This window comes from Armatimonadota bacterium, assembly GCA_018268395.1.
In the GTDB taxonomy this organism is placed as follows: Bacteria; Armatimonadota; Fimbriimonadia; order Fimbriimonadales; family Fimbriimonadaceae; genus JAEURO01.
Window position 1 is genome coordinate 371,625 of record JAFDWQ010000005.1, and the last position, 25,876, is coordinate 397,500.

Genomic DNA, 25,876 nt, shown 5'->3' on the forward strand with positions numbered 1-25,876 from the left:
ATGACGGATCGTAGCGACCGTTCCTATTGTATGATTTTCATCCATGGGTAAGACGACCTCGCGCCGAGGGCTCTGCGTGGTCTATTGCGTCCACGACGACCGGTACTACCTCGAAGAGGCGATCGGGTCGTTCAAAGGGGCGGGGCCGGTCTACGCTTTCGTCAGTAGGATCCCATGGCACGGCGCCCTGGGAGACTGGCAGGCAGCAGGCCAAGCAGCGGTAAAGGCAGGGGCCACGGTCGTCGAAGGCGAATGGCCCGACGAAGACTCCCACCGCCGAGCGGCCCTGGACTTCGTCAAGGTGCAGGGCTACTCTTTCGCTCTCATACCGGATGGCGACGAGATCATCGAAGACCGCTTGCTCGGACAGCTTGTGTCGGTCGCGGCTGGAGACCAAGCCGACGTGGTGAATGTGGAATGGGACACGTACTGGTGGTCGCCGGAGTACGTCGTCCGTCCACGAGAGCCGTTTAGGCCCGTGATGCTGGTCAAACTCGACACCGCGCACCACGTCCATTTGCGCCAGTTCATAGGCGACCGGACGATGTCTCTCGGAGAAAAGTGCGGCATCGTCCACCACTTGTCGTACTGCGGCCCGGACGAGAGGATCCGAAGGAAGATCGGATCCTGGTCTCACCGGCGCGAAGTCGTACCGGGCTGGTACTCGGACGTCTGGTGCAGATGGAAGTCGGACCGTGCCCTACGGCACCTGCATCCGACGCACCCTTCGAACTACGGGTTCGCGGAACGGATCCGGATCCCTGCTCAGTTGTCGTCGGTCGCAAAAGAACCAGAAGCGTCCCGCGCCAGCCAGCGCCGCGGCACATCTGAGAAGTGGCCCACGGTGTCCGTATGCATCCCGCTCTTCGGTGGAGAAGAAGACATCGCAGCGTGCCTCGACAGTCTCGAGAGCTGCCGCGACCTTCTGCACGAAGTGATCGTCGTCGACAACGGGTCCCCCGACAAGGCCGCGTCAAGAGTGAAGGAGTGCGAATGGGCGACGCTCATCGAGAACGAGCGCAACCTCGGGTTCGCCAAAGCCAGCAACCAAGCCTACGCACATTCTTCCGGCGATGTAGTGCTGTTCTTGAACAGCGATACGGTCGTCCCCAGGTCGGGACTCGTGGCGCTGATCGAGGATCTAGAACTCTCAGGCACGATCGCGGCCGCAGGGCCGCTTTCCAACACCGTCGGACATTCTCAGCGGACAGAGCCGACTTACACGCGCCTCGAAAACCTCGAACTGTTCGCGGAAGACCTGGCGTCGACTGGATCGGAGCCCCGCGACACGGACATGGCCGTGGGATTTTGCCTGGCCGTCAGGAGGCGCGTGCTTGAGGAGGTCGGACCTTTCGACGAATCGTTCGGGACCGGACTCTTCGAGGACAACGACCTCTGTCACCGTATCCGCAGGGCAGGCTACCGCATCGTGGTCTCGACGAGGTCGTACGTCCACCACAAAGGCTCGGCGAGTTTTGCAAGGGCCGGAATCGACTCCGGCCGGCTGCTTCAGGAGAACGCGCAGAAGTACAAGGACAAGTGGAGGCACGACCTTGAGACAGGGTTCGTGGACGTGCTCCCTGGACTGTCCGAAAGGGCGTGCACGTACGTGGCGGACCGCAAGCCGGAAGTGCTGGTCAGAAAGCTGCGCCCTTTGGTCGAGCGGGCGGACGTCAGCCTTTGCATGATCGTGCGCGACGAAGAGCGCGTGATCGGAGACTGTCTGAGGAGCGCGGCACCGTTCTTCCGGGAGATCGTCGTGGTCGATACAGGATCGACCGACCGGACGGTGGAGATCGCGCGCTCGTTCGGCGCGCGCGTGTACGAGCACACTTGGGAGTCGAGCTTTTCAGTGGCCCGTAACCGATCGCTCTCGTACGCGAACGGCAAGTGGATCTTTTGGATGGACGCGGACGACACCTTGCCTTGGTCGACCGGTGAGGCACTCTTACAGTCGGCCGTAGGGGCACCCGGGCACGTGCACGCCTTTGTCGTCCCCGTGCAGTTCGTGGAGGACGGCGCGCCGTCTGGAACCCGAGTCGACCATGTCAAGCTCTTCAGACGGCTCCCGAACGTGCAGTTCGAGGGCCGGATCCACGAGCAGGTCCTTCCCAGCATCAGGCTCCATGGTGGCGATCTGGGCAGGTTGCCGCAAGTCGTGCTCCATTCGGGATACGACACGTCCGAGGCAGGTCAGGCGAAGAAGCGCGCGAGGGACAGGGTATTGCTAGCCCTCGATTACTTCGAACGGCCCGGGCATCCGTTCGTGCTGTTCAACCTCGGAATGACCTGCCACTTCACCGGACACCACCGGAAGGCCGTAAGGTGGCTCAAGAGAGGATTGAAGTCGGCGAACGCTACCGAAAGCCACGTGCGAAAAGCGTACGACCTATTGGGCGTCTCGTTGAGGGAGCTTGGGAGGCACCACGAAGCGAAGGAAGCCTTTAAGGAGGGGCTGGAGCGCGTGGGAGAAGACGCCGAGCTCCGTTTTCACCTGGGGCTGTCGTGCACGCAGGAGGAGCGGTACGAAGAAGCACTGGTCCACTATGACGCGGTCCTCGCCTACGATCCGGACTCCGCGTTCCACAGTTTCGACATCGGGATCCTAGGGTTCAAGACGCTTCACAACCGTGCGGGGGTCCTTGCGCGTCTTGGCCGGTACTCGGAGGCCAAGACAGACTACAGCGCGGCCATCGAACAAGCTCCCGACTTCCTTCCCAGCACCTTTGAACTGTTCGACCTCGCACTTGGGAAAGAGGACTGGGAATGCGCCGAACGGTGCATCGGCCACGTTGAGTCGCAAGAGGGCCGCTCAAGGAACTATATTGGGATGGTCGCGAGATATGGGTCCGCGATCGGCGGGCCCGGCGGAGACGTAGCGGCCATTTCAAGGGCCGTCGAACGGCATCCTGCCGAGACGGAACCCAGGCTCATGCTCGGACGTCGTCTGGCGGAGACCGGGCGGCTTATAGAAGCCAAGCCGCACTTGGCGCACCTTGCTTCACGAGGCGTAGCGGAAGCCGCGTACGTCCTTGCCGTAGCCGAAGTTATGAGGGACGACTATCCGGCTGCCCGCGACTGGATGTTGCTCGCGCACTCGTTGAACCCCGGCCACGGTCAGACCGTCGAACAGCTCGCGCGGATCAATGCGGCGCTCGGAATGCCTGAGGAGTCCGGGCTTGTACAGTGACCGGGTCCTTGCGCTCGCTCTCGATTGTCGCCACTTCGGCCGACTGGAGGGTCCCACGCACGAAGGGCTCGTGGGGATTCCAGGCGAAGGAGAGTTCGCGTTTTTTTCGCTCAGGATCGTCGACGGAACAGTACAGGAAGCCGCGTTCGAGACTTATACGTGTCCTGCCGCAAAGGCGTCCTGCGAACTCCTCTGCCGCGTCATCGAAGGCAAAACATTAGAAAAGTCTAAATTAATTTCTGATAATGACCTGTTACTATTGATAGGAGGACTACCGGAAGGCAAGGGCCACTTAGCCGGCCTGGCAGTCTCCGCGTTACGGAGCTGCCTTCGCGGGGTCAAAACGGAGTAAAGGGAAGATGTTCGATTGGAGCGGGCCACCGTTTTGGTGCGGGACGTGCGTAGACAGCGGATCTGGGGGTAGCGGCGGAGGCTTTGGCTCCGGCGGAGGAAACGGATCCGGACCGTGCAGGTGCAACGTGGGTGGTAGTTATTGCGTTTCAGCCGGATTGACCAGGCTCCCGTCACAGTCCTGTCCGAACGTCTCTCCGCTCGCGGTGCCCGCGACCCCGTCCTCCTGCCCGGTCGTACCGCCTGTGTAGGCCAGATTTTTTGAAGATGCACGAAAAGTCGATACCAAGAAGCCGCACGCCCGAGGGACTGCCCGATTACGGCGATCCTTTGGTGGCCCAACGACAGCACCCGCACCGTCCCTCGCCCGACCCGGTCACCGGAAACCTTGTCATCGATCCTGAGATCCGCTTGAAGGCGCTCGGGTTCGACATCGATATCAGCTTTTACTACAGCTCCCAAAACGATAAGGACGACGTGTGCGGTAGGGGCCGGTGGTCGAACGCGTTTCAGCAGATCGTAAGCTATCCGAAAGGCGCCGTCCTGACCCGCGGAGACCTCGCGTCGTACGTCTATTCGATCATCGGCACGAGCGGGAACACGACTACGTTCCTGGGCTTGAACGAACAGTGCAGGACGAGCCTTTCGTACGACACGGCCGCGGACAAGTACACGGAGTACTACTCCAACGGCATGCGGATGTTGTACGCCGTGGCAGGATCCGATCCGACGAAGTACAGCGTCGAAAGCGCGATCGACCCTGTTGGGAACAAGCATTCGTACAGCTACGACGCCAACGGAAACCTGGAATCGATCGAGGTTCCGGGCGGTCGGTTGCTTACGTTCGCGTACGTCTCCAGTTCCCCGACGTCGCTCCTGCAGAGCGCGACGGACTGGGCCGGCCGGACTTGGTCGTTCACGTACGACGCGAACCGGAACCTCGTTTCGCTGACGGTTCCGACCGGATGTGAGACGGGGTACGCGTACACGAACGTCTCGACCGGTCATGCGTCCTTTGCGACCGTCCTGTACAGCGTCACGGACCCGCGAGGCTTCTTGACGTCGTACGCCTACGACTCCGACCTCCAGGTCGTGGGCATGTACCTCGGAGCTGGCGCAGTTTGGAACTATGCCTACGACCGGCCGAACAGCCGGACCGTAGTCACCAGCCCGACGGGAGGCTTGACGACCTACAACTACGGTCCGACGACGGGTCAGGTCTCGGTGGTGGAGACTCCGGACGGGGTCGTCGAGTCATTGACGTACGACGCCAACGGTTATCTCGCTTCCTCGAGGAAGCAGTTAGGCGTTGCGACGAGCTGGACCTACGACCGCTTCGGTCTCGTACAGACAGAAACGGACGCACTGGGAAAGGTCAAGACGTTCGAGTACGACCAGTGGCTCAACCTCACAAAGGTGACGGACGCACTCGGCAACGTTTGGACGTTCGTCTACACGGACGGTGTCACTTCCGCTAGCGCGCGACGCCTTTTCGCCTCCGTCGATCCCTTAGACAACAGGACGACGAACAGCTATACGGCAGAGGGGCTCCTTCAAACGACGAAGGATCCCAGAGGACTGGTGACGACCTTCGCCTACGACGCGTTCGGCAACCTTGCGAGCGTCACGTACCGCGACGGTGGGGTGGTGACGAATTCCTACGACACGCTCGGCCGCCTGACTATGCAGGCTGACCAACTGAACCGTGTGACCACCTTCGCCTACGACGCAGCCGATAACTTGGTCGGGCGCACCGGGCCCTACGACGGAGCGGGGTCACCCGGCGCGGCGACACCGGTCTGGACGTACGTCTTCGACCAGTGCCTGATGACCGCCGAAGTCGACCCATTGGGGAACAGGACATCGTATACGTTCGGGAGGTACTCCAACAAGACGACGGTCAAAGACGCGCTTGGAAACGTTACCAGTTTCGGTTTCGACCCTATGGGGTACGTTGTCAGCGTTACCGACGCGCTCCTCAACGTCACGACGTACGAATATGACATCGCGAAGCGGCTCACGACGCTGACCGATCAACTAGAGTTCACGACCACGTACGCGTACGACCTTGCAGGCCGTCAGACGACCGTCACCGATGCCCGAGGCCATTCGGTCTACACGCAGTTCGACGGCCGCAACAACGTCACGACCGTCACAGACGCGCTCGGCAAGAAGACCACGTTCGGCTATGACGACCTCGGAAGACAGGTCCAGGTGACGGATCCGCTCGGTAACGTGTCATCGACCGTGTTCGATGCCGCAGGAAGGGTCAAAGCGTCTGTCGACCCCATGGGTGGCCGCACCACGTATTCCTTCGACAAAGCGGGGAACGTGGTGACAGTGATTGACGCGAACCAGAAGGTCACCACGAATACGTTTTCGGGCACTTCTAACCGTTTGGTGTCCGTGACCGACGCCAATGGGAACACGACGGGCTACCAATACGACCTTGCCGGTCAGCAAACGACGATCATCGATCCTGCCGGCGGGACGATCGTGACCTCGTACACGGTCGAGGGATGGCGCCGCTCCATTCAGAACGAGATCGGGAAGGCGACGACGACCTCATACGATAAGAAGGGCCGCCCCGTGACCGTCATCAACGCCCGGTCGAGGATCAAGACCATCACGTACGACGCCCTTGACCGCGTCGTTAGCCTTCAGTACCAGAGCGGAGACGTCGCTACGATGGCCTACGATGTGCTTGGCAGGCGGACAACGCTTCAGGATTGGGTCGGCGTGACGACATACGTCTTCTCCAAGCGCGGAGAACTGACCGACGAGACGCAAGTGGGGAACAGGATCCAGCGGATGTTCGACGCCGTCGGAAACCGGACGACGCTCATCGATCCGGACGGCGGGTCGTTCGCCTACGCGTACGACGCGAACGACCGTCTTGTCAGCCTCACAGACCCAGGTGCCGGTACGACGACGATCGCGTACGACGACGCGGGCAGCCGGATCGGCATGAAACTTCCCAACGGATCCAGGCGACAGTACCAGTACGACAAGTCCGGCCGGTTGACGACCCAAGTGGAGCTCGACGCTGGCGGGACACCGATCATGACGATGGTGGACTCGTACGACAACGTCGGCAACCGCACCAGGCGGGACAAGGACTCGGTCGTCACATCGTGGTCCTACGACGACGGTTACCGCCTCACTGGCCAGCAAACGAACGGCGCTTGGGCGACCTTCGCTTACGACACTCGGGGCAACATCAAAGTCAAGCACCATCAAGGTACGAACCCGATGAGTTTCACGCTCGATGCGGCCAACCGCCTCGTGACGATGCTGCAGGGAACGACCAAGACCACGTACGCATACGACGACAACGGCAATCTGGTGCACGAAAACGCCCCGTTCAACGCGTATTCGTTCGTTTACGACGATGAAGACAGGTTGCTCGTGGAAAACTCCTTAAGCGCATCGCCGAGCCTGTCGACCTACGCTTACAATGCGGACGGGCTCCGACAGACGGCGGTTCCTGCAGCGGTCTCGCCAGTCAAAACGACGTTCGTCTGGGACGGGACCGACTATCTCGGTGAGTATTGATAGAATGGAGGCAAGGCCATGGCGATGAAGGCCCGGTACACGGTGGCGGACGGCGAGGTCGTCTCCGAGGTGAGGGGCGGGGTGCGGAAGGACTACGTCCCCGACCCGCTTGGATCGACCGTGGCCCTGCTCGACAACGCGCAATCGGTGACCGATTCTTGGGAGTACTGGCCGTACGGCGAACTCAGGTCCGGCTCCAGCGCGACACCGTTCCAGTACGTGGGCACCCTCGGCTACTACAAGGACACGAGCCGCCGGACGTACGTCAGGGCTCGGCATTATCGGCAAAGCCAGGCGAGATGGCAGACAATAGATCCACTGTGGCCAAGAGCTGGATATACTGGGTACGACGTGGGCAACCCTTTAAACGACATTGATCCCTCGGGATTAGAGCCACGAGGGAAATGCGAATTGTCTTTCTTTTGTATTCCCCTAGGCCTTGGCGCCAAGTCTTGCATGCTCTGTCTTACCAAACAGGTTAGAAATAAGGTAATCATAATCAAGTGCTGGCCAGCGGGCTCTGGAGGACACGGAGATCCCATTCCTAAGGGCTGCTGGTGCTTCAACCAATCCAACTGGGTTAATCGATTGCAGCTTGGTCGTCCCTCGCGAGCATGGGGAGAAGGCAACTGCATCATGCCCCTCGTCCCATGTCCAAAGGACGAAGCGAGAATGAGAAGGGAGAATCCTACTCGTAAATTCCACCCAGGAAGCATGTGTCTTCATGGAGGGGGGGAAATCAATAACATGGAGTCTGGCGGCTGCATTACAACAGAGTCAAAGATGATCATGGAGTTAAAGACACTCCTAAAGAAACATTGCCTAAACACTTCGGGAAAATGCGGTATTACAATTCACGTAAGCTAGTGCTTCGAACTTTCGCTTCGATATGCCTCGTTATTGGACTGCGGAATGACGGACTAGCACAGAGTTCGGAGCAGTCCAAACTAGTGGAGAGATTAGTTCGACAATGGAAAAGCCTCGATAATGCCCCGACTTCTAAATCTGTCTGGACGTGGCATGTTGGCATTCCTAGCCGGCTATTTGACGCAGGTGATAAAGGTAAGATTGCGCTCCTATTCCTCCAGCCGTCGCAGTCCCCATCTAGCGATCTTGAACTAGCTGATAAAAAGATTCGATCTCTGATGGCATTGTCAGATAAAGGGCTAAGAAAACTTCGGGAGCCATACGTTCTGCATTCGATTCATTGGGCTAGTAAAGCGCTAGATTCGTTGACAAAGCAGCAGTTTGACCATTGGTTGAAGGAATTTGTGAAAGCTCAACCAGGTAAGGGCGAAGCGAGAATGCTAATTGAACTCCTAAGCAAGAAGTAGAGGATCAGTTGTTTGGTTTTTTTGCGGAATGACAGGTCTGGGCAAGCCCAGACTTATTTGCCTATGAATATGGTCGCAATAATCCTGAACGATTTCAAGATCCTTCAGGTATGTGGGTGGGTGGCCCGGTCTGGCAACGAGCCATGGTCAGCAGGCGGGCGGTGGATTTCCGTTGCAGACCGGGGCCAAAACGGCACTTACCGACGGTCGCGACGGGTGGCCCGATCAAGAGTGACCTCTCGCTCGCGTAGCCCGAGAAGATCGCATTATGGATCCTCACTGTAGAATGGGGCCGTGAGGCGTGTCCTTCGGACGCTGTCGGCAGGGGTTTCGTCACCGTGCCCGAGCCTGGAGGCTGCCGGGTGTCCTCTGCCTCGCGCCCCGGTCGAACCGAGGTCAAGATCCTGCGGAACCGGGGTGCAACGGGCACGAGGCACTCCGTTCACCCCGTCCACCCCGGAGGGAGATCACCCCTTGGTCAGGCCACCCGCCGGTATTGAGCGGCTTGGACAATCCCAAGGAGGTCGGAGACGACGACCGTGTACCGGGCCTTCATCGGCATGGACGTGCACACATTCTACGCCAGTACTCGCACAAGTAGTCGCTGCCGTCCCTGACGAAGGTCGTCTTCGCCGAAGAGACCGCCCTTTCAGCTCCAGAAGGCACTTGCCTCGAAGTACGATCGTCCACCCAGTGGTAATTTAGCCGCGCTCCTCGGATCCAGGCAGCTCGGTGGCAACAGTGGATAGCGCGCGACCTTTGTGCAAATCAACTTCTGGAAACAACCAGAGGGCCCCTAAGAGTAAGACCGCCAAGCCAGCATGGGTGGCGTCATTTGTGTCGCCTACATTGAAGAGGACTGACATGAGCACGATCCATAAAACTGGCAACACAATCAAGCGAGTCAGCTGCGTACGTTTGTCCAGCGAAGCGAGGTGTCGGGCCCGCGTGCAGCCCAGCACCATTACGCAAAACAGCAGTCCCAACCAAATGTCGTATGCAGCAGATTCCCAGAAAGGAACGGAATGCCGGTCAGCAAGCCACTCGCTGTGCCACTCTGTCGGACTGGCGCCTGATGGCGTACCCATCAACCAGACCCACAAGCCCCACCTATCGAAGGTTAAGAAGTATACGGCAAGCGAACTAAAGACGATTTCAACGAAGATGAAGACTATCCAAGCAAACCTCTGTTGCTGTCCCCCGTACGAGCCCTGCATTCGATCAGTTCGTACCATTATGTTCCAAATCTAACCGTGATGCGGCCTCATCACTTGTCCCTCTGTGCCGGTTATCCCTGCAGCTTGGAATATCACCTACACAATCATAGGGAGTGGGATATGGTTCAGGTTTTCCATGTCGATAGCCAAATAAGTGTATCAACTCATGAAGGATGATGCAGTGCAACGAGGGGCATTTGGAAGTCCAAGCATCGTCACAAATGACAACTGTGGTGCGATCTTTAATGTAGGCGCACCCACCGTTGCATCGTGGATCCCCCCAGTTTTGGCAGTGAAGTGTAACCACGGTCGACGAACTGTTGGAGCAGAGGGCAGCAATTTGATCATATGCGCCAAGCTTGTACGGTTCTGCGCACACGACCTTGCCCAGGCACTTCTCTAGCAGAGATACGCGAGGGCACAAGGCAGTTTTGAAACTATCGCAAATTTGATATCGCATTGCTTTTGTGCAATTGATCGTGGCAAATGGCAAGGCGCAAGTGCCTGTTGGGTCAGTGCTGGTCGAAGGAGATGATCCGGAGTAAGAATATGGCCTTTCGACTGGCCACAACAGATCGACCGTCAGCCACTTGCCCACGCTCTGACGGTAGTGCCTCGCCCTGACGTACGTCCGTCGGCTCGAGTCCTTGTAATAGCCCAAAGTGCCGACGAATTGGAACGGCGTCGCGCTCGACCCGGTCCGGACCTCTCCGTACGGCCAGTACTCCCAGGAGTCGGTCACGGACTGGGAGTTGTCCAGCAGAGCCACGGTCGAGCCCAAGGGGTCGGGAACGTAGTCCTTCCGGATGCCCAAGCGCACCTCGGAGACCACCTCCCCCTCCACCACCGTGTATCGGGCCTTCATTGCCATCGGGATGCTCCGCTCATTGTATCACAGCATTCAGTTCGGCGTCTGAAGCAGCGGGAGGTAAAAGACAGATTGGCGACTTGCCACCGGAAGAAGTAATGGCCGCTCTGGTGCTACGGATCGAAGCGCATGAGGCGGAAGACCGGTATCTTCGCGATCGCCTCTCAGGAGGAATCAGCACGCCTTGCAGTGACCCCGAGCTCCCTCAAAAGCCTCGCTCCCGCAGCCCGCTGGGGAGCACCCACCCGTTTTCTCTGAACAGCCTCCTGACGGCGTCGACCTCCAGGTCCCGCTCGGCCGGCAGCCGCTTCAGGGCCTCGCTCTCGGCCTCCAGTTCGCGCAGGCGCCTGACGTCCTGCGTCTCGAGCCCCGAGTACTTGCGCCTCCAGACGTAGAAGGTGTTCGGGCTCACGCCGTGCTCCCGGCACAGCTCCGCCTGGGTCTTGCGGCCCTCGGCCGCCTCTTGAAGGATCCTGACGGTCTGCTCTTCCGTGTACTTGCTCTTCTTCATCGCGAGTCCTCCCCGCCATCTTCAAGGGACGGGACGGACTACTCTTGTGGCGTCTTCATTTCCGGGGGGCAGACCACCTCATTCCGGGGGGCAGGTCACTAGGAGCCAGTAGCGCTCAGATTCTACAATGATCGTTGCGCTTGCGAAAGAGAAATCTGCGCACCAAGACTACCCATGCGAAGTGGAAGATATACTGAGCGCATCCATCGTGCGACCGACTCTTTTGACATTCTACTGATCGAGACCACACTCGGAGCATAAACGTCGAAGTAGAAACCCACAGAGTCATTCGCGTCTTCCAGATCCATGAAGATCGCGGAGAAAAGACAGATGTCTGGAGAAACGCTGGAGACTTTGATTACTCCACTGTTCTCTAAGTTATGTAAGCGCTGGACTCCGAACTGAAGCTCCGCATCGTTCTTTCCTTTCGACGCCTCGAGCAAGAGTGTCCTCCAAAAATCTATGGCTTGTGATTCCGATGCGCACAAAAAGTTAAACGTGGCAATAGGACGCTCACTATCTTGAGGGGTTAAGAGCCTTGCCACGATTTCATGCAAGACGTGGTGTCCGCAAGCGTCGTTCATCACCTCTGGAACGACGACTGCGGAGAGCGAAACGCACTCTCTCGCCATCCGGACGAGCATAGTGAAGTCCGACCGGTCGCACCGGATTTCGGAGCCAGCAGCTTCTATCCCGAACGCCACTTGAAGCCTACCAAGCACGTGATTGCGATCCGACTTGGAATGTTCCGCTAGGCGCCTTTCGAAGGCCGACCGGATATGGCTCTGGAGTTCTGCGCTGCAAGGGCGCTTCATCCTGAAGACAGGGCTGAGCGAAGCTAGTAGGCTCTCCCTGCTAGCGTGACGCACGCCGCCTTGGCGGAAGATGTCGTCGGCTAGATCTTTCAGCGATCCGAACAGCGGGTGGCCGCGTTTATCTTGAAACGCCAGTAATGCCGTCAGTGGTTCGCTTGCCTCGAGCGAAGCGTCGTGCCGTTGCTTTGCCATTGCGTCCTCCGTGACGAGCAGGTCGGATAGTATCCGTCCGACGGAGATAATACTCGGCTAGAAGCTGCAGGTCCTGGGTATTGCTAGTCCGATCCGCTAGTTGCCGCTATAGTGGCTATATGAAAGCCGGGCCCTGTGTGGGCCCGGACGGACGTAGGCCAGAACTAGCTACTTGGAGAATGCCTAGTCTGGCTAATCGACCCACTAGTCGTGGATCATCATGATGGTAGGCCACGATTGACGGTTTGTCAAATCTTATAAGGCAAAATGACAATCAATTGGCTGACTGACATCGACGATGAGCCCATCGCTGCCGAAACATGCGTATGGATGTGGCTAACCGATCGGCAAAAATATGAAAGTGCAGCTAGGTTCGAGCTCTTGGCATCACTTTGCGAACAACGCTTGAGGGAAATCGAATCAAACCTCTTGAAGACTCGAGTTCTGGCAATGGCCGACATGGAGACGGCCAGTCACGCGCTCGCCCATTGAGAGCCGAGTACATCATAGAGGCGTCGTAGATCGTCCCGTGACTCCTTTTCCGAGAAATTCCCCTCTACCGGGCGTCTGGTGCCCGAACTGCCACGACTTTAGTCGACCGCATTTGGTCGTTGACAACAAGGATCTTCGCCTGATACTGGCAGGTTCGAGTGCCAGCGGTTTCCGTTCATCAACTAGACGAAGACGGGCGTTTGCGGCCACGGTTACTAATAGCTAGGATGGCAGGACAGGTGATGCATCAACCAGATCGATTCGGCTAGAGTGAATACGAAGCACTTGCCGACCAATCGGTGTTCATCTCCGTATCGGGCTGGCTGAGCACGTGGGGTGGTTGAGTGTTGCTGGAGCCTCGACGAGGGATACCACGCAACGTGCTTCATGCCGGACCGAGCACCGTAGCTTCCAGTCTTGAACCGCAAGATTCCGGTTCGAACCGTCGGCGATCCTAAATGCAGCAAGAGCTCTCCGGGCCGCGACATCTCTGGCTTCCCAGTTCGTGGCTTCAAGCGTTCATAATGCGGACATGGAAGACCCCGAGGCCGCTCGACAACCGACGGAGGAACAGATGCTCGAGGCACTAGCGACAGCGTCCGAGGAACTGCTCAAGGATGCAAATGCATGGTTCGGCAAGAGCGACGTGCTCCGCCGCGCCGGAGATATTCTCGATGAGGCATACAAGGCCGCTGTTAGGCATGTCATCCACCTCTCTACTGCTGCCGCCGCAGGCACCGATGTGAGTCGCGATCTTCCGGGAGCGCAAAAGGACACGAATCTGCACGCGGTAAGTCAGATGCTCTACCAGCTGAGCATGGAGAACGCCTTGAAAGGGATCGCGGTAAAGCAGGGAAAGGAGCCGCTAAGATCGCACGATCTCGTGGAGTTGGCAAAGGCAGCCGGGATAGTCCTAGAAGCCGGTGAGGAGAGCAAGCTGAAAGTACTCAACCGGATGAATGAGCTCGGTCGATATCGCGTCGGGGGGTCAGAGAAGAAGGGGTACACACACGGGACAGTCGGCTTCAACAACATGGACAAGCTCTACGAGTCGATCTGGAACAAGATCCGAAAGGCTGCTCAGTAGGTACGATCAACCATATGGCTCGATGCACAGCACCCAGACAGGGTCACCGAACAGCGAGCGGCGCAGCGAACTGCCCAGTATGCGGCAGCCGCTATGGACGCTACGGCGGTTTTGGCGGCTACGGTAGCGGTAGCAGCTACGGATCGAGCTCGTACCCATCCTCCTCATCGTCGGTGAGTAGCGGAGCGGGCCGTAGCAGCGGCGGCGGATCCAGCCGTAGCACAAGACCACGATGGTCGCGAGCCGGTTCCTCTCAGTTGTACACGCCTGGCGAGGTGCAAGCGCTCACGCCGATCCGCAACAGTGTAGAGAACCTAGCGAAGCAACCTGATCTTCGGGACGTTTTCCTCTGCCACGCGTGGGACGACCGGAAGGCGGCTGCAAAGGAGCTACACGATCTGCTCGAGTCGCTTGGTGTCCGGGTCTGGTTCAGCGAGAAGGACGTTGGTCTCGGCGTACCGTTGCTTCGCGCCATCGACAAGGGCTTGGCGAACTCGCGAATTGGGATCGTACTCGTTACCCCCGCGCTGCTGAGTCGCCTCCTGAAAGAGACCATCGTCGACAAAGAACTTTCGGCGCTCTTGGCGGGCAATAGACTCGTTCCAATCGTGCACGAAACGACGTATGATGCTCTCCGCGAAGTGAGCCCCTTGCTGGCGTCCCGAACCGGCTTGGATACTGCCGAAGAGACGATGGCAGACGTCGCGGCCAAGATCGCCGAGCTGGTCGCCCTCTAGCTCTGTCCCGACGAGTGACTGGGGCAAATGGCGACCCGTCGTCGCTAGATGGTGGTCCCCGACACGACAAGGGTCAGACATTTCAGCTTTAACAGATTCACAAAGTCCGGAACAGAATTGAGAGCGTCAAGATCGGGCCTGGTCACGACAATGATTCTGATTTTGTCGATCAATGCAGTGGCAGTCTCAAAGCGGGCCTGCGTCAGACCGGCGGAGTCGCCAGTGATGCCGTTCATAGCCAGCAGAATTCCAAGTGTGCAGCCACGGTGTCTCAGCCTAGTGGAAAAGTATGCTACTTCATGGGATCCAATAGGACTGCTCCAATTCTTGCACTCGACCAGGATGATGTCCGGAAATGCCGAAAGGCTTCCGCTAACAGCAGAGTTGTACACGGCCAAGTCGATCTCTTCTGTTTGGAAAGTGTTCAACCGATTGCGCAAGACAAGGTCAATGCCCGGTATTACGCGGAAGATGTTCTCAACGAGCGATTCGAGAGCCTTGCCTTTTTGCTGCACAGTGGCCGACGTATCACAGGCGCGAAGATCCGCTTCCAACTGCAGTCGGAAGGCAGACTTCTTCGCTGTCTTAGCCACCATGCACCGCGGCATTTCGCGACCGGACTAGCTCTGTTACGAACTCTCCATCAGCAAGTGAGTGTTTCAGAGTTTCCAGCGAGACCTCGAATACAAATGGAGGCCCAGCGAGTCTTCTCCACTTGATCAATGGCGGCCCGGGCTCGGCTGTCGCCACCGTGACAATTAGTCCAATGCCGGCACCGGACTGTTCAAGGAAGCGGCTGACTTGCGCAACCGCATCTGACTTGATGGGCCCCCCTTTTACTTCCACGGCGAGCAACGGGCTTGAAAACACGGAGCTGAGTTCGTCTATCCATACCGCAAAGTCCACTTGGGGTGGCCCGGTGGAAGGCTTAGATTCACGGATCAAGTATCCGGCCTCCTCGAACATTCTGGCGATCTCCGACTCCGCAGCAGAGTGCCATTGCTTGTGGGGCCGCTGGGTCACGCTGGCCCTGACACGGCGGGCGCTCGTGCTTTCACTTCTTCGTCTGTGCAGCGAGGCGAGAAAAGCTTCCAGATTGAACCTAATTGCTTCAGCGTCGTTCGCTGCCGCAAGCACGACATGATAGGAAGAGAATTCTATTGGTATTTGCGTCTTCGGGTCGACGATTATCAACAGCGGCTTTCCAGATCCGATGGCGATGCCAGCTTCGAGCATGGTCCACCGGCCCTCATAAACAGGGGGAAACACGATGCAAAGGAAGTCACATTTCCGTATTCCCGCTCTAATCGCGGCGACCACCGTCGAGTGGCTGTGGACTTTTGTGACGTCCACCCATTCTACGTTTTGCCTTGCAAGTTCCGAACGAAGGACTGCCGTGTCAACGTTGTATGGGGCGGAGACGAAGCACCTATAGTTTTTTTCGTGATTCACTGCTAGAGCCTGTCGATCAGCGAGAAGTCTACCGTCGGGAAACCATGAGTGGTGGCACCGCCCGGTTCCTTACTTGGGTTGCACCACCATCCTCCTCTGGGAGCTTCGGCGGTGCAGGCTACGGCTGACGCGCCCCGACGCGAGATAACGCGGGTTCTGCACGATTTCGGCCGCAAATCGAACTCCTACAGGAGATAGCTGCCCGCTGACACTGCCGTAGCTCGCGGGTCCACCAGGAAAAGTGCGCGTAAACTGCGAATAAACTGCAAAACGACAAGCGCCCTCCGGTGTCGGAGGGCGATTTGACTGATTTTGAACCTAAGAAGTGGCTGCCGCAGTAGGACTCGAACCTACGACCCGCTGATTAACAGTCAGCTGCTCTACCGACTGAGCTATGCGGCAGTGTTCCGGACGGGAATTGTACCAGAGATCATCGGTCGGACGGGTGGCGCAGATTAGGGCCTGTACGGTGCCGTGGCAGAAATTTGAAGAGGGGGGCAGAACCGTCCGCAGGCCCAAAAGTGAGCCTGGCCGCGAGGGAGGAGCGGAAGGGCCGAACGGCCTTCGGTTCCATGGTGGGGTCGCATCACCCGCCACAAGAAAGGCGGCCCGTCGATTGTCCTCCGCGTCAGAGTGGGAAGCCCACAACGAGACTCGGGAGGCGAGGAGAAGCCGCCCCGTCGGAGGGCTTGTACCGAGTCCCAAGCCGGCCGTCGATCGTCCAACGAAAACGGCTTCTCGACGGATCTATCGCGGCGTGGTGGACGAGCGGCCGCCATCCTTGGTCGACGGCCAGCCTGGGCGGACAAATTCGAGCCGGGCCGGGACGAGGAGTCCACGGTCCGGCTGTCTCGGCCGATCGGTCAGGGATCACCGGATCCTGCGAAGCCGTCGGAGCCTTCCGAAAGGGAACGAGGGCTAGCCCGAGCCTTTGGCCTTCGCTTCGAGATCCTTCTTCTGCTTTTCGATCGCGGCCTTGAACTGCTCGTTGTCCTTGAGTTCGCTGGTCGGGATCAGTGACTGCACTTTGGTCACGGCTTCCAGCGCTGACTTGTAGTCCTTGAGCTGGGTGTGGAAGTAGGCCGCGTACTGGTAGACCATCATGTTCTTCTCGTCGCCCGCCTTCACGGCCAGATCGAGGGCGTACCGGCCCTGGTCGACTTCGGCGGACGTGCCCTTCACTTGGCGGATGGCGAAACTGCAGAGCGCCATGATCGACTCTTCGTCCTTCTTGTCGGCCAGTTCCTGCGCCGACTTCTTCCATGCGCCGGCGTCCTCTTTGGCGAGCCAGCCGAAGCGGATCATCTTGGCGGTGTTCGCCTGGTCCGGGTTCTTGGCCACGAGGTCGTCGAGCTTGGTCTTAGCGTCTTCCCGCTTGCCGTCGTCGAACAACTTCGTGATCGCGCCGATCTCCTGCTGGACCGCCATCATTTTCCGGTTGGCGGCGGCCGATTTCTCGAACTTGGCTTTGAACGCGTCCACGTCGAACGTGCCCGCTTTCACCTCTTCGAGCGGCTTGTCCATGCTCATCGGATGGCCGATCCACATGACCTTCCCGTCCTTGACGATGAAGGCGCTGGGGATCCCGTTCTGACCTGCAGCAGACATCCACGACTGGGACATGCCTTCCTTGTTGCCCGAGTAACCGACGTTGTAGTCCATTTTGGGACCCATGTCGGCCACGAACTTCGCAATGTTGCCGTCGACGTCGTCTTCCCAGATGCTGACGCCGATGAACGTGACATCCTTGTTCTTCTTCGCCATCTCACTGAGATGGGGGATGGACTCGCGGCAGGGACCGCACCAGGTCGCCCAAAACTCCACGACATAGGTCTTCCCGGGCTCGAACTCCTTGACGGGTTTGCCCTTGTACCAAGTCTTGACGTCGAGTTTCGGTGCCGGCATTCCGGGGCCGAGGTCGGCCGAGGACAGGCTCGGCAAGGCGCACGCCACGAGCGCGAGCGGAAGAAGACGGCTAAAACGTCGCATGACGTTCACTTTACACGCCGCTAAGGTGCCTTCGTTCCCGAAAAGCGCACGATCGGGCAGGATGCTTTAGAATTGGAACCGGTCGATGTTCTCTTTGGTGAAGACCATCGGGTCGCCGAGGAGGACGTTGTCGCCCTTGACCGCCCGCTTGCCGAGCCGTTTCGAATCGAATTCGGTCGCGCCCGGCTTCAGCTCTCCCGTGGCGAGTGCTTTGGCCACCTCCACCGTCAAGAACCCGAGGTCCTTCGTGTTCCAAAGCAAGACGGACTTGACCGTCCCGTCCTTGACGAAGGCCCGCATGTCGTTCGGCGTCGAGAGGCCCGTGACCATGACTTGGCCGGCTTTTCCGGCCTGCTTGACCGCTTCAGCCGCTCCGGGAAAGGCGACAGAACTGATCGCGAAGACGCCCTTCAGATTGGGATAGGCCTTCATGAGGTCGGTCGTGACTTCGAAGGCCAACTTCTGGTCTTCGTTCGAGGCCTTGGTCGCCACGAGCTTGAGGTTGGGGTACTTCTCGAGCCGCACTTTCATGTGCTTCATCCACTCGTTCTGATTGGCCGCCGTCAGCCGGGCCGTGACGATCGCGACGTCGCCACCCGCCTCGCCGATGTCCTTGGCCATCGTATCCACGAGCCCGAAACCGATCTGTTCGGCCGTGGCCTGGTTGACGAAGTAGTCCCGGCTCGACGCGTCGGCATCGGCGTCCCACGTGATGACTTTGACGCCTTTGTCCCGCGCCTCTTTAAGGGCAGGGCCGAGCACGGCCGGATCGTTCACCGAAACGGCGATGACGTCCGCACCTTTGAGGGCCCACTTCTGGATCATGGCCGCGGCCTTTTCGGGGGAGCCGTCGGTGGGGCCGTCATAGTGGACTTCGACACCGCCGAGTTCCTTCGCCGCCTCTTCCGCCCCTTCCGAGCACGACGTAAAGTAGGGCACACCTTTCTGTTTCGGCAAGAGATAGACCTGGACCGTCTTGCCGCCTGCCATTGAGCCTCCGCCCCCACCGTCGCGAGCGGTGCCTTCGCCTCCGCCTGAACAACCGGCCAGGGCAAGGGTCGCGAAAAGGGCGAGGACGAAACTGCGTCGCATCGGCGCGATTCTATCCGATGGACCGGTTGCGGTTTCGGAGTGAAGCAGCGGCCGTCGCGACGACCAGGAGGGCCGCGATGACGATCAGATTGAGTTCGTCACGTTCCCAATGCCAACTGACGAACTGTCGCGTTTCATGGACGAGCAACACCCCAAGGGTCGTACCGACCACGCTTCCACGGCCCCCGAAAACGCTCGTCCCGCCCAAGACGACGGCGGTGATCACGTCGAGTTCCATTCCTTGGCCGATGTCGGCCTTGACCGTGTTCCGTCGAGCCGCGTAGAGGACGGCCGCTGTTCCGGCCGCCAGACCCGTGAGGACATAGGCGCAAGTCTTCACTCGGTCGACTTTGACTCCAGACATCCGGGTGGCCGTTTCGTTGTGACCGATCGCGAACAGGACTTGCCCGCCGGGGGTCAGAGCGAGCACTGCGGCGGCGGCGACCAGAGCCGCAAGGAAGAGCAGGGAAGGGAGGGCCCCACCCATTGCTGACGCGTAGGAGCCTGGGAATCCGGAGATCGGTCGGGCGTGGCTGAGGCCCTCCGCAAGGCCATAGAAGGCGGACATCGTCGCCAGGGTCACGATCAGGGGAGCGATCTTTGCTTTGGCGACGAAGAGCCCGTTGGCCCATCCACAGAGCGCGCCGGTCACGACCCCGACGGCCAGGCCCGCCCAAGGGGATCCCGTCCGCTCGAACGTCAGACCGAATCCGACCGATGCCAAAGACATCGCCGCGCCCACGGAGAGGTCGATCCCGCCCGTCAGCATGACCAGCGTCATCGGGATTGCGATCAGGGCCGTCTCCCAGACAAGCCCGGAGAGCTCGGCCTGCGTCCTCCATGTGACGAACGAGGGGTCCGCGACCCTGGCGCCGATAAGAAGAGCCAGCAAGAGGACGGCCAGAAGCGCTTCATGGCCCGATCGGAACCGACTCATGTGGCCAACGCCTCCCTTTCGGACCGGGATTCGACGATCCGGTCGGCGACGACGGCCCCAAGGATGAACAGGCCTTGGACCGCCCGCTCCCAATAGGTGGCTTGATCGCCCAGGCGAAGGTAAACGAGTTCCGTACGCACCGTGCCGAGGAGGAAAACGCCGAACAAGGCGCCGATGACGCTGCCCCGTCCTCCCGTGATCGAAACACCGCCGACCACGACGCACGTGATGACGAACAACTCCCAGCCGGTTCCGAATCCAGACTCGATCACGGAAAGCCGGGGGACCGAGACCACCGTCGCGAGGGCCGTCAACACTCCGAGCAGGACGAAGGAGACGAGCTTGATCCGGCCTTTCCGCAGGCCCGTCACGTCCGCCGCATGCGGGTCGCTTCCTACGGCGTACGCCCGTCGACCGAACGGCGTCCAAACAGCCGCGGTCGCGGCAAGGGCCACTACCGCCGTAGCCGCGATCACGGGGACAGGGACGCCGGCGAGCGCCCCGGTCCCGATCGTCCGGAGCCCGGGAGGCAGGTCCGTGATCCACTTGCCTCCCAACATGACCTCCGTACAGCCGCGATAGAGCGACAGGGCGGCCAAAGTCACGATGATCGACGGGAGCCGGACCAGGCTGACGAGGAGGCCGTTTGCAAGTCCGAGAACGCCTCCCAGACCGAGAGTCACGGCGATCGCCGCCGGTGGGCTCCAACCTCCGAGAGTCGGAGAACTCAAGGTCCCAAGTACCGACGCGAGAAGGCCCGCCATCGCTCCGACGGAAACGTCGATCTCACCGACGACGACGACCAGCGTCATGCCGCACGCGACGATGGCGAAAGGTGCGTTCTGAACGAGCAGGTCGCGGACGTTGACCGCTGAGAGGAACAACGGGTTGACCGCTTGGACGACGATCATCGCGACCAGGACGAGTCCGAGGATTCCGGTCTCGCGTCGCGCGAGAAGGGACTTCACGGTGCGCCCCCGGAAAACGAGAGGGCCATGACCCGTTCCTCTGTGGCATCGGCCGCCGAGACTTCGCCGGCGATCTTGCCTTGGGCCATCACGAGGATCCGGTCGCTGATCGACAAGAGTTCGGGGAGGTCGGACGACACCACGATCACCGCCTGGCCCGAATCGGCAAGTCCACGGACGATCCGGTGGATTTCGGACTTCGCTCCGATGTCGACGCCGCGCGTCGGCTCGTCGAGGATGACCACCTTCGGTCGGGTGGACAACCACTTACCGACGACGACCTTTTGTTGGTTTCCGCCCGAGAGCGCGGCCACGGGCAGTCCGGGTCCAGCCGTTTTGATGCGGAGTTCCGCTGTCTGCTCGGTGACGACGGCTTCCTCCGCCTTTCGAGCGATCAGCCCGGCCCGAGCAAGACGGTCGCGAACGGCCAGGACAAGGTTCGTCCGGACACTGAGAGGAAGGACAAGGCCTTCGGACCGCCGATCCTCCGGGACGAGCGCGATCCCCGCCTTCAAAGCCGCACCAAGGTCGCCCGGTTTTAACCGGGAACCGTTCGCTTCGACATGGCCCCGATCGGCGCGATCGAGTCCGGCCAAGATCCGGACCGTCTCGGTCCGGCCGGATCCGACCAGGCCCCCTATCCCGAGCACCTCGCCGGCGTGGACGTCGAAGCTGACGTCGTCGATCGCTCCCTTCCGACCGAGGCTCCGCGCTCGAAGGGCCACCGGGCCGCGTGCGGACGGGCGGGGTTCGTGTGGCGGGACGTCGCGACCGATCATGGACCGTATCAGGCTCCCATGGTCGAAGTCCGTCGCTGGGCGGGTCTCGACGATCGCTCCGTCGCGCAACACCGTGACCGAATGGCACAACTGCAGGACTTCCTCGAGGCGGTGGCTGACGAAGAGGACGGAGACGCCTTGGCCGTTCAACCGTCTCACGGTCTCGTGCAGCGTCTTCGCTTCACGAGGAGAGAGCGATGCTGTGGGCTCGTCCATGATCAGGAGCCTGCATTCCGCCGCAAGGGCCCGAGCGACCGCGACCATCTGCCGGTGAGCGATCGAAAACCGACCCACCGGGACGCCGAACGGAAGGTCTTGCCCGAGGGCGTCCATGAGTCGGGCCGCTTCGGCGCGCGAAGACCTTCGGTCGAGCACGAGTCCCCTGGCCCAGGTCTTTTCCCGACCCAGAGCAAGGTTGTCTTCGATGGAGAGGTCCGGGAACAGGGTGGGTTCTTGATGGATGACACCGATACCGGCCCTGGCGCAACCGAGCGGGTCACCGAACGGGATCGGCCTTCCATCGAACAAGGCCGTTCCTCGGTCGGGTCGGACGGATCCGGTCAGGACTTTGATCAGGGTCGACTTTCCGGCTCCGTTCTCGCCGACCAAACCACGGACTTCGGCGGACCCGACGTGGAGGGTGACGCCGCTGAGGGCCGCTGCCCCGTCGTACGACTTGGCGACGTCGTTCACGTCAAGGAGCGGCGTCCCGGCCATCCGCACGGATGATAACCCTTCCGCCCGCTTCGTGGCCCGATCTTCTGGACGGGAACAGTGCGGCTGAGTCGAATCGAGGACAAAAACCGTCCTGGTTTGGAACGGTGCACTTGTCCGGGTGAGGGTTCCTACCTATAATGTCGGTAGGGCCCGGACGCTTCATCGTCGGGGATCGGACAAGAATGTCGCGTTTGAAGCAAAGAGGCTTTACACTGGTGGAACTTCTGACGGTCATCGCGATCATCGCGATCTTGGCCGCGATGTTCATGCCCGTAATTCAAAGCGCGCGCCTCGCCGCGTTCAAGACGCTCTCGGGGAAAAACCTCAGCCAGATTTCGACCGCCGCCATCCTCTACTCGAACGACTGCGACCAGGTCATGCCTCCCGTTTACACCCACGGGGCGCCGGTGAACGGCGGGACACAGGAGATCATCGGAACCGACCAGGTCGTGATGCCGTACATCCAGACCGAACGTCTCTGGGGAAGCCCGGTCGATTCTACGTACCGGGCGACGGCCGACCCGAGCTTCTACAACGACGGCGACTACATGAAGCGCTCCATCAAGCGCAGCTACCAGTTCATCGGCAACGTCATCACGAAACGCGCGAACGGGTACGACGTCGACACCGGAATGGGCGTCGGGTTCCCGACGGGGTACTGGGACATGCCGGGACGGGCACAGTCCTCCTACGAGATCCCGGCCCAAACGGTCTTCATGGTCGAAGGCTGGCGCGGCGACTACGAGTACAGCACCGTCGGCAGCATCTACTACAACGCCGTTTGGTCGTGTCTCACCTGGATGTTCCCGGGCCGCCCCAAAGACAACGATTCCGGCTGGAAGTCGATGATCCACCCTTCGTGCCATCAAGAGTACGAAGACTCGCGTTCGAATCCCGGTTACTTCGGCGGAAAGGGGCTGTACACGTTCGCCGATTCGCACCTGGCGATGCTGACGTGGCAGAAAGTCGCGATGAACGATTTCGAGCTCCTTCGTGCGGTCGGCCGTAGCCGCTGAACGTACGCCGCCGACCCTCGGCCGCAGCCTGTTTTCGATTTGTCTTAGGGTCGAGAATCAATAATGCCGGCCTCGTAAATTTGACGTTCACGGCGCGCTGCCGCTGTGGAAAGACGCCCTTGACGCGGAGGATTCTATGAGTGTGCGAAAGGGCTTTACTCTCATCGAACTGCTGGTCGTGATCGCCATCATCGCGATCCTAGCGGCCATCTTGTTCCCGGTTTTTAATGCTGCCAAAAGAGCGGCGTACCAAACCCAATCTTCGAGCAACGCCAAGCAGATCGTCTTGGCCGCCACGATGTACTCGAACGACAACGACGACCTATGCCCCCCGGTCTACACCCACGGGCCGATGGTCAACGGTGGCGGACAGGACATCATCTACGCCGACCAGATCCTGATGAGCTATGTGAAGTCGGAAAAGATCTGGGCGAGCTCGGTCGACGACGCTAAGCGGAACGACCCGGTCGTGGGCAACTACACCTGGGCCTATAACGACGGCGACCTGATGAAGAAGCAGCTCAAGCGCAGCTACGCCTTCGTCGGCAACATCATGACCAAGACCAAGAACGGTTACGACCCCGATACGGGCATGGGCGTCGGCTTCCCGTCCGGTTATTGGGACCAACCGGGCCGGTCGTTGACCTCCTACGAAAAGCCGGCCGAGACCGCCATGCTCGTCGAGGCCTGGAGCCCGAGCGATCCGTACAACTATGTCGGCAGCATCTACTACGCCGCCGTCTGGAACTGCTGGTCGTGGATGCTTCCTGGCCGTCCGAAAGACTACGCGACGATCGTCGCCGACCTCGTGCCCGCCTCGTGCACCGCGCAGTGGGACCAGTTCAAATCGAACCCGGGATACGCCAAGAGCAAAGGCGTCTACGCCTTCGCGGACGGTCACGTAGGACTGCTGACGTGGGACAGGGCCGTCGCGGACGAGTTCGAAGTCTTCCGCGCCGTCAACAAGAAGAGCTGACCTCTTCATCGACCGTAGCGAGACCCCGGTGGCAGGCCCACCGGGGTCTTGTCGCGTTCCGGGTGCCAAAATGGACGCCGCACCTGCATGAAGATCCTCGTCATCGGTAGCGGACCCATCGTCATCGGCCAGGCGGCCGAATTCGACTATGCAGGCACCCAGGCGTGCAAGTCCCTCCGCGAAGAAGGGCACACCGTCGTCCTCGTCAATTCCAATCCGGCGACGATCATGACCGACGAGGAAACGGCGGAAGCCGTCTACATCGAACCGCTGACCCCCGAGTTCTGCGAACGCGTCATCGCCCGAGAACGTCCCGAAGGGCTCTTGCCGACGTTGGGCGGGCAGACGGGGCTCAATCTGGCGTCCCAACTGGCCGAGCTCGGGATCCTCGAAAAGTACGGTGTCCGGCTCCTCGGCACGCAGCTCGATGCGATCCGTAAGGCCGAGGACCGAGAGCTCTTCCGTTCGTTGATGCGAGAGATCAAAGAGCCCGTTCCCGAGAGCTGGATCGTCGAATCCGAAGCGGAACTTGAAGCCCTGTTGGAGATCGTCCCCTACCCCTGCATCGTCCGCCCGGCGTATACGTTGGGCGGGACGGGGGGAGGCGTCGCGAACGACCGTGAGGAGCTGTGGGAGACGGGCCGAAAGGGCTTAGCCTTGTCGATGAGGTCGCAGATCATGGTCGAACGCTCGCTCCTCGGTTGGAAGGAGGTCGAATACGAGGTCATGCGGGACTCGAAGGGGAACTGCATCACCGTCTGCAACATGGAGAACCTGGACCCGATGGGTGTCCACACCGGGGACTCGATCGTCGTCGCTCCGTCCCAGACCCTGAGCGACATCGAGTACCACATGCTCCGGTCGGCTTCGCTCAAGATCATCCAGGCCCTAGGGATCGAAGGCGGGTGCAACGTCCAGCTCGCGGTCAACCCGGATTCTTTCGACTACTACGTCATCGAAGTCAACCCCCGTGTTTCACGGTCGTCCGCCCTGGCCTCCAAGGCGACCGGCTATCCGATCGCGCGGGTCGCGGCCAAGATCGCCGTCGGAAAGTCCCTTGACGAGATCGACAACGCCGTCACGAAGAAGACGAAGGCGTGCTTCGAGCCGGCCCTGGACTACTGCGTCGTCAAAATCCCGCGATGGCCCTTCGACAAGTTCACTTCGGGCGACCGGAGGTTGGGCACCCAGATGAAGGCGACGGGCGAAGTCATGGCGATCGACCGGTCGTTCGAGGCGGCGCTACTTAAGGCCGTCCGGGGCCTGGAAGTCAAGTCGAAAGACCTCTTTTCGGCCAAGATGTCCTCGCTGGACGACGACGCCCTCAAAGAAGCGCTCCGCGTACCTACCGACGAACGGTTGTGGGCTCTCGCTGAGGCCTTGAGACGAGGTTGGCCCGTCACAGAAGTCCGGGCGCTGAGCCGCGTCGACCTGTGGTTCCTGAGAAAGATCCAGGCCATGGTGCGTGACGATGCCGGGACACCCTCAGTGACGAAGACCGTCTACAAAATGGTGGACACCTGCGCAGGCGAGTTCGAGTCTCACACCCCCTACTTCTATGCGACCGTCGGTGACGCCAGCGACGACGCTGGCTCCTAGGC

The 25,876-nt window shown here is 60.1% G+C and carries 19 protein-coding genes and 1 tRNA gene; 9 read left to right on the plus strand and 11 right to left on the minus strand.

Features of this window, described 5'->3' with window-relative positions; translation table 11 throughout:
• The first annotated feature begins 43 nt into the window (after positions 1 to 43).
• The 4 genes from JST30_11425 to JST30_11440 all read left to right on the plus strand — a co-directional run bounded on the left by JST30_11425 (position 44) and on the right by JST30_11440 (position 7,963).
• Positions 44 to 3,190 carry a glycosyltransferase gene (locus tag JST30_11425; protein ID MBS1714934.1) on the plus strand — a complete coding sequence of 1,049 codons (3,147 nt, stop codon included), beginning with the start codon at positions 44 to 46 and terminating at the stop codon, positions 3,188 to 3,190.
• A complete protein-coding gene (locus JST30_11430) occupies positions 3,180 to 3,542 on the plus strand; it encodes an iron-sulfur cluster assembly scaffold protein (GenBank protein ID MBS1714935.1) in 363 nt (120 codons plus the stop codon). The genes JST30_11425 and JST30_11430 overlap by 11 nt, the downstream gene beginning before the upstream one ends.
• A gap of 266 nt (positions 3,543 to 3,808) precedes the next feature.
• Positions 3,809 to 7,096, plus strand: a complete 3,288-nt coding sequence (locus JST30_11435) for an RHS repeat protein (protein ID MBS1714936.1) — start codon at positions 3,809 to 3,811, stop codon at positions 7,094 to 7,096.
• An 18-nt stretch (positions 7,097 to 7,114) separates the two neighbouring features.
• A complete protein-coding gene (locus JST30_11440) occupies positions 7,115 to 7,963 on the plus strand; it encodes a hypothetical protein (GenBank protein MBS1714937.1) in 849 nt (282 codons plus the stop codon).
• 1,688 nt (positions 7,964 to 9,651) lie between these two features.
• On the opposite strand, the gene JST30_11445 is transcribed toward JST30_11440, so the two are convergent.
• The 3 genes from JST30_11445 to JST30_11455 all read right to left on the minus strand — a co-directional run bounded on the left by JST30_11445 (position 9,652) and on the right by JST30_11455 (position 12,033).
• Positions 9,652 to 10,518, minus strand: coding sequence for a hypothetical protein (locus tag JST30_11445; GenBank protein MBS1714938.1), 867 nt, complete (start codon positions 10,516 to 10,518; stop codon positions 9,652 to 9,654).
• Positions 10,519 to 10,720: 202 nt separating this feature from the next.
• Positions 10,721 to 11,026, minus strand: coding sequence for a transposase (locus JST30_11450; protein MBS1714939.1), 306 nt, complete (start codon positions 11,024 to 11,026; stop codon positions 10,721 to 10,723).
• A gap of 122 nt (positions 11,027 to 11,148) precedes the next feature.
• Entirely contained in the window at positions 11,149 to 12,033 is an 885-nt protein-coding gene (locus JST30_11455) for a hypothetical protein (GenBank protein ID MBS1714940.1), read from the minus strand.
• A gap of 1,024 nt (positions 12,034 to 13,057) precedes the next feature.
• Here JST30_11455 and JST30_11460 point away from each other — a divergent pair.
• Together JST30_11460 and JST30_11465 are read left to right on the plus strand one after the other, a co-directional pair.
• Positions 13,058 to 13,612 (plus strand): HEPN domain-containing protein, encoded by a 555-nt coding sequence (locus JST30_11460; protein ID MBS1714941.1) that lies wholly within the window; start codon positions 13,058 to 13,060, stop codon positions 13,610 to 13,612.
• 14 nt (positions 13,613 to 13,626) lie between these two features.
• A complete protein-coding gene (locus tag JST30_11465) occupies positions 13,627 to 14,349 on the plus strand; it encodes a toll/interleukin-1 receptor domain-containing protein (GenBank protein MBS1714942.1) in 723 nt (240 codons plus the stop codon).
• 44 nt (positions 14,350 to 14,393) lie between these two features.
• On the opposite strand, the gene JST30_11470 is transcribed toward JST30_11465, so the two are convergent.
• From JST30_11470 to JST30_11505, 8 genes are all read right to left on the minus strand, one after another.
• Positions 14,394 to 14,945 (minus strand): restriction endonuclease, encoded by a 552-nt coding sequence (locus JST30_11470; GenBank protein ID MBS1714943.1) that lies wholly within the window; start codon positions 14,943 to 14,945, stop codon positions 14,394 to 14,396.
• Positions 14,935 to 15,801: a hypothetical protein gene (locus JST30_11475; protein ID MBS1714944.1), complete on the minus strand. Its 867-nt coding sequence runs from the start codon at positions 15,799 to 15,801 to the stop codon at positions 14,935 to 14,937. Before JST30_11475 ends, JST30_11470 begins: the two co-directional genes overlap by 11 nt.
• A 326-nt stretch (positions 15,802 to 16,127) precedes the next feature.
• Positions 16,128 to 16,203 (minus strand) — tRNA-Asn (locus tag JST30_11480).
• A gap of 516 nt (positions 16,204 to 16,719) precedes the next feature.
• Positions 16,720 to 17,790, minus strand: coding sequence for a TlpA family protein disulfide reductase (locus JST30_11485; protein ID MBS1714945.1), 1,071 nt, complete (start codon positions 17,788 to 17,790; stop codon positions 16,720 to 16,722).
• Between the two features lie 66 nt (positions 17,791 to 17,856).
• Positions 17,857 to 18,882 carry a substrate-binding domain-containing protein gene (locus JST30_11490; protein ID MBS1714946.1) on the minus strand — a complete coding sequence of 342 codons (1,026 nt, stop codon included), beginning with the start codon at positions 18,880 to 18,882 and terminating at the stop codon, positions 17,857 to 17,859.
• Between the two features lie 10 nt (positions 18,883 to 18,892).
• On the minus strand, positions 18,893 to 19,819 hold the full coding sequence (locus JST30_11495) for an ABC transporter permease (GenBank protein MBS1714947.1): 927 nt from the start codon (positions 19,817 to 19,819) through the stop codon (positions 18,893 to 18,895).
• The gene (locus JST30_11500) at positions 19,816 to 20,787 is read right to left on the minus strand and encodes an ABC transporter permease (GenBank protein ID MBS1714948.1); all 972 of its coding nucleotides are present in this window, start codon (positions 20,785 to 20,787) and stop codon (positions 19,816 to 19,818) included. The genes JST30_11495 and JST30_11500 overlap by 4 nt, the downstream gene beginning before the upstream one ends.
• Positions 20,784 to 22,289 carry a sugar ABC transporter ATP-binding protein gene (locus tag JST30_11505; GenBank protein MBS1714949.1) on the minus strand — a complete coding sequence of 502 codons (1,506 nt, stop codon included), beginning with the start codon at positions 22,287 to 22,289 and terminating at the stop codon, positions 20,784 to 20,786. Before JST30_11505 ends, JST30_11500 begins: the two co-directional genes overlap by 4 nt.
• Positions 22,290 to 22,465: 176 nt before the next feature.
• Between JST30_11505 and JST30_11510 the strand changes: the two genes are divergently transcribed.
• The 3 genes from JST30_11510 (at position 22,466) to carB (ending at position 25,874) form a co-directional block, all read left to right on the plus strand.
• Positions 22,466 to 23,299 (plus strand): prepilin-type N-terminal cleavage/methylation domain-containing protein, encoded by an 834-nt coding sequence (locus JST30_11510; GenBank protein ID MBS1714950.1) that lies wholly within the window; start codon positions 22,466 to 22,468, stop codon positions 23,297 to 23,299.
• A gap of 136 nt (positions 23,300 to 23,435) precedes the next feature.
• The gene (locus tag JST30_11515) at positions 23,436 to 24,275 is read left to right on the plus strand and encodes a prepilin-type N-terminal cleavage/methylation domain-containing protein (protein MBS1714951.1); all 840 of its coding nucleotides are present in this window, start codon (positions 23,436 to 23,438) and stop codon (positions 24,273 to 24,275) included.
• 87 nt (positions 24,276 to 24,362) lie between these two features.
• The gene (gene carB / locus JST30_11520) at positions 24,363 to 25,874 is read left to right on the plus strand and encodes a carbamoyl-phosphate synthase large subunit (GenBank protein MBS1714952.1); all 1,512 of its coding nucleotides are present in this window, start codon (positions 24,363 to 24,365) and stop codon (positions 25,872 to 25,874) included.
• Positions 25,875 to 25,876: the final 2 nt, after the last annotated feature.

What these genes read in the sequence shown, in the direction of transcription:
- JST30_11425 (MBS1714934.1), top strand. Translation starts at nt 44, where the DNA reads ATGGGTAAGACGACCTCGCGCCGAGGGCTCTGCGTGGTCTATTGCGTC.
- JST30_11435 (MBS1714936.1), top strand. Translation starts at nt 3,809, where the DNA reads ATGCACGAAAAGTCGATACCAAGAAGCCGCACGCCCGAGGGACTGCCC.
- JST30_11440 (MBS1714937.1), top strand. Translation starts at nt 7,115, where the DNA reads ATGGCGATGAAGGCCCGGTACACGGTGGCGGACGGCGAGGTCGTCTCC.
- JST30_11445 (MBS1714938.1), bottom strand. Translation starts at nt 10,518, where the DNA reads ATGGCAATGAAGGCCCGATACACGGTGGTGGAGGGGGAGGTGGTCTCC.
- JST30_11450 (MBS1714939.1), bottom strand. Translation starts at nt 11,026, where the DNA reads ATGAAGAAGAGCAAGTACACGGAAGAGCAGACCGTCAGGATCCTTCAA.
- JST30_11455 (MBS1714940.1), bottom strand. Translation starts at nt 12,033, where the DNA reads ATGGCAAAGCAACGGCACGACGCTTCGCTCGAGGCAAGCGAACCACTG.
- JST30_11460 (MBS1714941.1), top strand. Translation starts at nt 13,058, where the DNA reads ATGGAAGACCCCGAGGCCGCTCGACAACCGACGGAGGAACAGATGCTC.
- JST30_11465 (MBS1714942.1), top strand. Translation starts at nt 13,627, where the DNA reads ATGGCTCGATGCACAGCACCCAGACAGGGTCACCGAACAGCGAGCGGC.
- JST30_11470 (MBS1714943.1), bottom strand. Translation starts at nt 14,945, where the DNA reads ATGGTGGCTAAGACAGCGAAGAAGTCTGCCTTCCGACTGCAGTTGGAA.
- JST30_11485 (MBS1714945.1), bottom strand. Translation starts at nt 17,790, where the DNA reads ATGCGACGTTTTAGCCGTCTTCTTCCGCTCGCGCTCGTGGCGTGCGCC.
- JST30_11490 (MBS1714946.1), bottom strand. Translation starts at nt 18,882, where the DNA reads ATGCGACGCAGTTTCGTCCTCGCCCTTTTCGCGACCCTTGCCCTGGCC.
- JST30_11495 (MBS1714947.1), bottom strand. Translation starts at nt 19,819, where the DNA reads ATGAGTCGGTTCCGATCGGGCCATGAAGCGCTTCTGGCCGTCCTCTTG.
- JST30_11510 (MBS1714950.1), top strand. Translation starts at nt 22,466, where the DNA reads ATGTCGCGTTTGAAGCAAAGAGGCTTTACACTGGTGGAACTTCTGACG.
- JST30_11515 (MBS1714951.1), top strand. Translation starts at nt 23,436, where the DNA reads ATGAGTGTGCGAAAGGGCTTTACTCTCATCGAACTGCTGGTCGTGATC.
- carB (MBS1714952.1), top strand. Translation starts at nt 24,363, where the DNA reads ATGAAGATCCTCGTCATCGGTAGCGGACCCATCGTCATCGGCCAGGCG.